This is a genomic window from Longimicrobiaceae bacterium (assembly GCA_035936415.1).
Taxonomy (GTDB): Bacteria; Gemmatimonadota; Gemmatimonadetes; order Longimicrobiales; family Longimicrobiaceae; genus JAFAYN01.
The window spans coordinates 1-6,536 of the sequence record DASYWD010000307.1; the positions used below are offsets into that span (position 1 = coordinate 1).

Annotated in this window: 1 protein-coding gene; it reads right to left on the reverse strand. The window is 75.5% G+C overall.

The window, feature by feature from the left end; all coding sequences use genetic code 11:
- Positions 1-6,536 (reverse strand): amino acid adenylation domain-containing protein (locus VGR37_12780; protein HEV2148272.1); only part of this gene is annotated, 6,536 nt, incomplete at both ends.

A 6,536-nucleotide genomic window follows, 5' to 3' on the forward strand; every position in this document is an offset into this window, starting at 1 on the left:
CCCGGTGCGGCGTGCGACTGGGTCCACGCGCCGTCTTCCCCCTGCCGGAAGCGCAGCCGCAGCGCGTCGTGGTGCGCCTCCAGCGCGGCGGCGGCGCGCGCCAGCAGGCGCGCCTCCAGCGCCTCGCGCGGACGCAGCAGCAGGGCCTGGTTGAAGTGGCTCCGGTTCCCGCCCGGCTGCTCGAAGAAGCGCCGCTGCACCGGCGTCAGCGGGGCCTCGCCCGTGACCGGGCCCTGCGCCGCCGCGGCGGCCTCGGGGCTCGCCCACTCCGCCACCTCGGCCAGGCGCGCGACGGTAGGCCGCTCGAAGATCTGCCGCGGCGTCAGCTTCAGCCCCTGCTGCCGCGCCCGCGCCACCACCTGGATGGAAAGGATGCTGTCGCCGCCCAGTTCGAAGAAGTTGTCCTCCACCCCCACCCGCTCGGTCTTCAGCACCCCGGCCCAGACCGCGCACAGGACCGTCTCGGCCCCGGTGCGCGGCGCGGTGTACGCCTCCTTCGCGCCTCCCCGCTCCGGCGCGGGGAGCGCCCGCCGGTCGGTCTTGCCGTTGGCGTTCTGCGGCAGACTGCCCATCACCATGAACGCGGACGGCACCATGTGCTCCGGCAGCCGCGAGGACAGGCGGGCCCGCAGCCCTGCGGCCGATACGTCCGCTCCCTCGTGCGCGGTCACGTAGGCTACCAGCCGCTTCTGCCCCGGCGAGTCCTCGCGCGCGACCACAACGGCATCGTGCACGCCCGGCTGGTCCAGCAGCGCCGCCTCGACCTCGCCCGGCTCGATGCGGAAGCCGCGGATCTTGACCTGCCCGTCCACGCGCCCCAGAAACTCCAGCTCCCCGTCCGGCCGCCGCCGCACCCGGTCTCCCGTCCGGTACAGCCGCGATCCCGCCTCGCCCCCGAGCGCGTCGGGCACGAACTTCTCCGCCGTCAGCTCCGCGCGCCCCAGGTAGCCGCGCGCCACCCCCGCCCCCCCGATCCACAGCTCCCCCGGCACTCCCTCCGGCAGCAGCCCCCCCCCCGCATCGCACACGTACAGCCCCACCCCGGGCAGCGCCCGGCCCACCACCTGCCACCCGTAGTCCTCCTCCTGCCTCAACCCGGAGGCCGCGCCCAGGATGGTCGCCTCCGTCGGCCCGTACAGCACCCACGTCCGGGCGGCGGGGAAGACCCGGTGCATCCGCCCGATCAGGTCTGGCGGCACGGCGTCGCCGCCGACGAACACCCTGCGTATGCGCGGCAGCGTCCCGGGCCCGGCCTGCACCCGCGCGACGACCTCGCGCATCAGCGCCGGCACGGCGTGCAGCGCGTCGGCGCCCGCCAGCTCCTCCACCAGGCGCTCCACGTCGCGCACCGTCTCGCGCTCCAACAGCCGCACCTCCCCCCCGGAGAGCAGAGGGGCGAAGACCTCGAAGCCCCAGATGTCGAAAGCGTAGCTGGCCATGGCCGGGAACACCTCGCCGGCGGCGAGCCCGAAGGTGTCGCGGGTGCCCAGCAGCGTGTTCGCGAGGCTGGCGTGCTCGACGACGACGCCCTTGGGGGTGCCGGTGGAACCGGAGGTGTAGATGACGTACGCCGCGTTGCGGGTCCCCACCCCGCTCTGCGGGGGCATGTCCGGCTCGCCCGCGGCGGCCCCCTGCTCCGCATCCAGGCGGACGACCTCCCCCGCGAAGGTGGGGAGCGCCTCCAGGAGGCCGCTCTGCGAGAGCAGCAGGGAGGCGCCCGCGTCGGCCAGCGTGTACGCCAGGCGCTCGGCCGGGTAGGAGGGGTCCAGCGGGACGTAGGCGCCCCCCGCCTTGAGGACCGCCAGCACGGCCACCAGCATCTCCACGCCGCGCTCCAGGCAGACGCCCACGCGGGTCTCCGGCCCCACGCCGCGCCCGCGCAGCCGGTGCGCGAGCCGGTTGGAGCTGCGCTCCAGCTCCGCGTAGGTCAGCGCCCCGCCGCGGCCGGCGACCGCCGTCAGCTCCGGGGTGCGCGCGGCCTGCGCCGAGAACAGCTCGTGCACGCAGACCGGCGGGTGCCGGACGGCTTCGGCGCGCGAGGCGGCCAGCAGGGAGCGGCGCTCCGCCTCGGAGAGGAGGCCGATGGAGCCGACCGCGCGACCGTCGCCGGGGGCGATCCCCTCCAGCGCCACCCGGAGCTGGCCGAGCATCCGCCGCACCTCTCCGGCATCGAAGCAGGCGCGGTCGTACGTGGCGAGCACACGCAGGGCGCGTCCCGGCACCACGGCGATGCCGAGCGGGTAGTTGGTCTGCTCCCGGGTGCCCCGCCTTTCGACCCGCAGCGCCCGCGGCGCCTTCAGGAGCTCCTCGAACGGGTAGTTCTCGTACGCCAGCAGGCTCTCGAAGAGCGGGGTGCCGGCGGGCACCTCGCTCCAGCGCTGCACCTGCGCCAGCGGGGTGTGCTCGTGGTCGCGGGCCTCCGCCTGCCGCTCCTGCAGCGACCTCAGCCAGGGCAGCAGCAGGGAGCCGGGGACCACCCGCACCCGGACGGGGAGGGTGTTGATGAACAGGCCGACCATCTCTTCTACCCCCGCCACCTCCGGGGGGCGTCCGGACACGGTGCTGCCGAAGACCACGTCCTCCTCCCCGGCATGGCGCGACAGCAGCAGCGCCCACGCGCCCTGCAGCAGCGTGTTCACCGTCAGCTCGCCCCGGCGCGCGGCGGCGTGCAGGGCGGCGGAGAGCTCCTCCGGGAGCGTGCACTCCACCCGCTCGGGGCCGGTCTCCGCCGCCGGCCGGGCGCCGCCCGCCGTGCCCACCGGCGTCGGCGCCGGGAAGCCGGCGAGCGACTCCCTCCAGAACCGTTCGGTCCGGGACGGGTCCTGGCGCGCGAGCCAGGCCACGTAGTCGCGATACGGGGGTGCCGCATCCCGCGCCGGATCCCCTCCCGCGGCGAAGGCGTCGTAGCCTTCCAGCACCTCCCGGAAGACCACAGGGAGGCTCCACCCGTCCAGGAGGATCTGATGAAGGGTCCAGACCAGCTCCCACGCCGCGTCGCCCGTGCGGAAGAGCGCGAGCCGCATGAGCGGGGGATGGGCCAGGTCGAACCCGCGCGCCCGGTCCGCGGCCAGGTGCGCGTCCAGGTGTTCCCGCTGCTCCTCCTGGGCGAGGCCCCGCAGGTCCTCGCGCAGGACGGGGAGGTCCACCTCGCGCCACACCACCTGGAGCGGAGGGTCCGCCGCTTCGTGCGCGAAGCCGGTGCGGAGCGAGGAGTGCCGCTCCAGGACGCGCCGCCACGCCCGCTCGAAGGCCGCTTCGTCGAGCACCCCGCCGAGGCCGAAGTGGTACTGGGCCACGTACACCCCGCTCTCGGGGGCGTACAGCGTCTCGAAGAGGATTCCCTCCTGGGTGGGCGTCAGCCGGTATACGTCCTCCACCCCGCGCCCGCTCCCCACCAGCGCGTCCACCCCGGCCTGGTCGAGCCCGGCCAGGGGGAAGTCCGAGGGGGTGCATCCGCCCGCCTCCCCCGACCTGCAGTGCTCCAGCAGCCGCCGCAGCTCCGCGAGATACCGCCCGGCCAGTGCCTCCACCGTGTCCCGCCGGTGCACCCGCGCGCCGTACGTCCACTCCACGCGGAGCCTCCCCCCTTCGACGACGGCGTTGACGTCCAGGAGGTGGGGGCGCGGCGCGCGGGGGTCCACGCCCGGACCGGCCGGCTCCGCGGCGAGGCCGAACAGCGACGCGCCGGACACGGAGGGATCCACCTGCCCCAGGTAGTTGAAGCCCACCTGCGGCGCCGGGAGGGACGCAAGGCCCTCCCGGGTGCGCGCGCTCGGGCCCAGGTAGCGGAGCGCGCCGTACCCGATTCCCCGTGCGGCGACGCCCCGGAGCTGCTCCTTGACGCGCTTCAGCGCCTCGCCCGTCCCGTGGGCCCCGCGCAGGTCGAGGAGCACCGGGTACATGGCGGTGAACCACCCCACCGTGCGGGAAAGGTCCACGTCCTCGAACAGCTCCTCGCGTCCGTGCCCCTCGAGCTCCACCAGCAGACACGGGTCCCCCGTCCACGGCTCGAACGCCCGTGCAAGGGCGGTGAGGAGCACGTCGTCCACCCGGGTGCGGTAGGCGGCCGGGACCTCCTGGAGGAGCGCCTGCGTCTCCTCCCGCTCCAGCGCGACGGACACCGTCCGCGCCGCGCCGGACGGATTCGGGCCGGGAGCGTCGACGGGAAGGAGGCGCGTCATCCTGCGCGGCTCGTCCATCCAGTGCTCCAGCTCGCCGTCGAAGCCGCCGCGCGCCGCGTGCTCCGCGAGGCGCGCCGCCCACTCCCCGAACGAGGTGGTCCTGGGCGGAAGCCAGGGGCGCTCGCCGCGCTCCAGCTGCTCGTACGCCGTCTGCAGGTCCTCCACGACGATCCGCCACGAGACCCCGTCCACCACCAGGTGGTGCGCGGCCAGGAGGAGGCGGGAGGGCGCCCCGTTCCCCGGCTCCAGGAGCAGCGCCCGGAGCAGCGGCCCGCGCTCCAGGTCCAGCCCGGCCTGTGCCGCCGCGCAGCGGCGCTCGATCTCCCCCGCGAGCTCCGGCGCGGGGATCCCGGCAAGGTCCGCCCGCTCCAGCGGGACGGCGTCGTCGGCCGGCGGGGCGTAGCGCTGCGTCCAGCTCCCCCCCGTCGCAGGCGCGTAGCGGAAGCGGAGCGCGTCGTGGTGCAGCAGCACCTCTCGCAGGGCTCCCCGCAGCAGCTCCGGATCCAGCGGCCGGCGGAGCTCCAGCAGGAGCGGCATGTTCCAGTGGGCGCGGTCCGGGACCTCCTGCTCGAAGAACCAGCACTGCACCGGGAGGAGCGACGCCTCGCCGGCCAGGGGCTCCCGGTCCACGCGGGCCGCGGCGGCGGGCGTGCCCACCACCCCCGAGAGCCGGGCGAGCGTGGGATGCAGAAATATCTGCCGGGGGCGCAGGCTCAGCCCCGCGCGGCGCGCCCGCGAGACGATCTGGATGGACAGGATGGAGTCGCCGCCCAGCTCGAAGAAGTTGTCGTGGATTCCCACCCGCTCCACGCGCAGCACCTCGCCCCAGATCCGGGCCAGGGTTGCCTCCACTTCGTCGCGGGGGGGTAGGTACGCTTCCCCGCCGCCGAGCTTCCCGCCGGCGGGGTCCGGGAGGGCGCGGCGGTCGACCTTGCCGTTGGCGGTCAGCGGGATCGCGTCCACCACCACGAAGGCCGAGGGCACCATGTGCTCCGGCAGACGTTCCCCCAAGTACTCGCGCAACCCCTGCAGCGAGACCCCGGACCCGTCGCGGCACTCCGGGGCCGCGACCACGTAGGCCACCAGCCGCCTCGCCCCGGCCTCCTCCTCGCGCACCGCGACCGCCGCCTGCCGGATCGCCGGGTGCTCGGCGAGCGCAACCTCGATCTCCGCCGGCTCGACGCGGAAGCCGCGCACCTTCACCTGGTCGTCCATCCGCCCCAGGAACTCAAGCGCCGCGCTTGGGATCCGCCGCACCCGGTCCCCCGTGCGGTACAGGCGGCCCCCCGCCGCCTCTCCGAACGGGTCCGGCACGAACCTCTCGGCCGTGAGCGCTGGTCGCCCCAGGTAGCCGCGCGCCACCCCGTCCCCGCCCACGAACAGCTCGCCCGGGAGCCCGTCCGGCACCGGCTCACGGTCCGCGTCCAGCACGTGGAGGGCGACGTTGGGGAGCGCGTGCCCCAGCGGGAGGTTGGGGTGGACGGACCCGTCCTCCCCCGCGGCCAGCCCGAAGGTGGTGGAGGTGACGGTCGTCTCGGTGAGGCCGAAGACGTGTACCAGCGGCACGCCCGTCCGCGCCCACGCCTGGAGGCGGTCGGGCACGATCCGCTCGCCGCCCACGATGACGAAGCGGACGCTCGCCGGGAGCCGCGCCCCGTCGTCCGCGAGAAGCTGCACCCACTCGTGCCAGTATGCGGTCGGGAGCTCGAGCCCGGTCACCCCCTGGGCCTGCAGGGTCTCCACCAGGTCGGCGGGCGTGCCCAGCAGGTCCGCCCCGGGGAAGACCACGGCCGCTCCGCAGAGCCAGGCCGGGAAGACCTCCTCCACCATCACGTCGAAGCCGGGGGAGGCGAACTGCAGGATCCGGTCGGCCGGGGTCAATTGCAGCCGCTCGCGCATCGCCTCCGCGTAGCAGAGGAGCGAGCGGTGGGTGACCATCGCGCCCTTGGGGCGGCCGGTGGAGCCCGAGGTGTAGATGACGTACGCCAGGCTCTCGGGGAGCGCCCCCCCGGCCGCGGGGTCCGCGGGCGATCCGGCCTCCGGGAGGCGGTCCACGCACAGCGCCCCGGCGGCACCCGCGGGGAGGCGTGGCAGCATGGAGGAGTGCGTCACCACCACCGCGGCCCCGCTGTCCTCCAGGAGGAAGCCGAGCCGCTCGGCCGGGTAGGCCGGGTCCAGGGGGACGAACGCCGCGCCGGCCTGGAGCACTCCCAGGAGAGCGACGGCCAGGTCGGTCCCCCGCTCCAGAAGCAGCCCCACCCGGTCCTCCGGGCCCACGCCCCGCGTCCGCAGCCCGGCGGCCACGCGCTCCGCGGCCGCGAGCAGCTCCCGGTACGAGAGCGAGCGCCCCCCGCC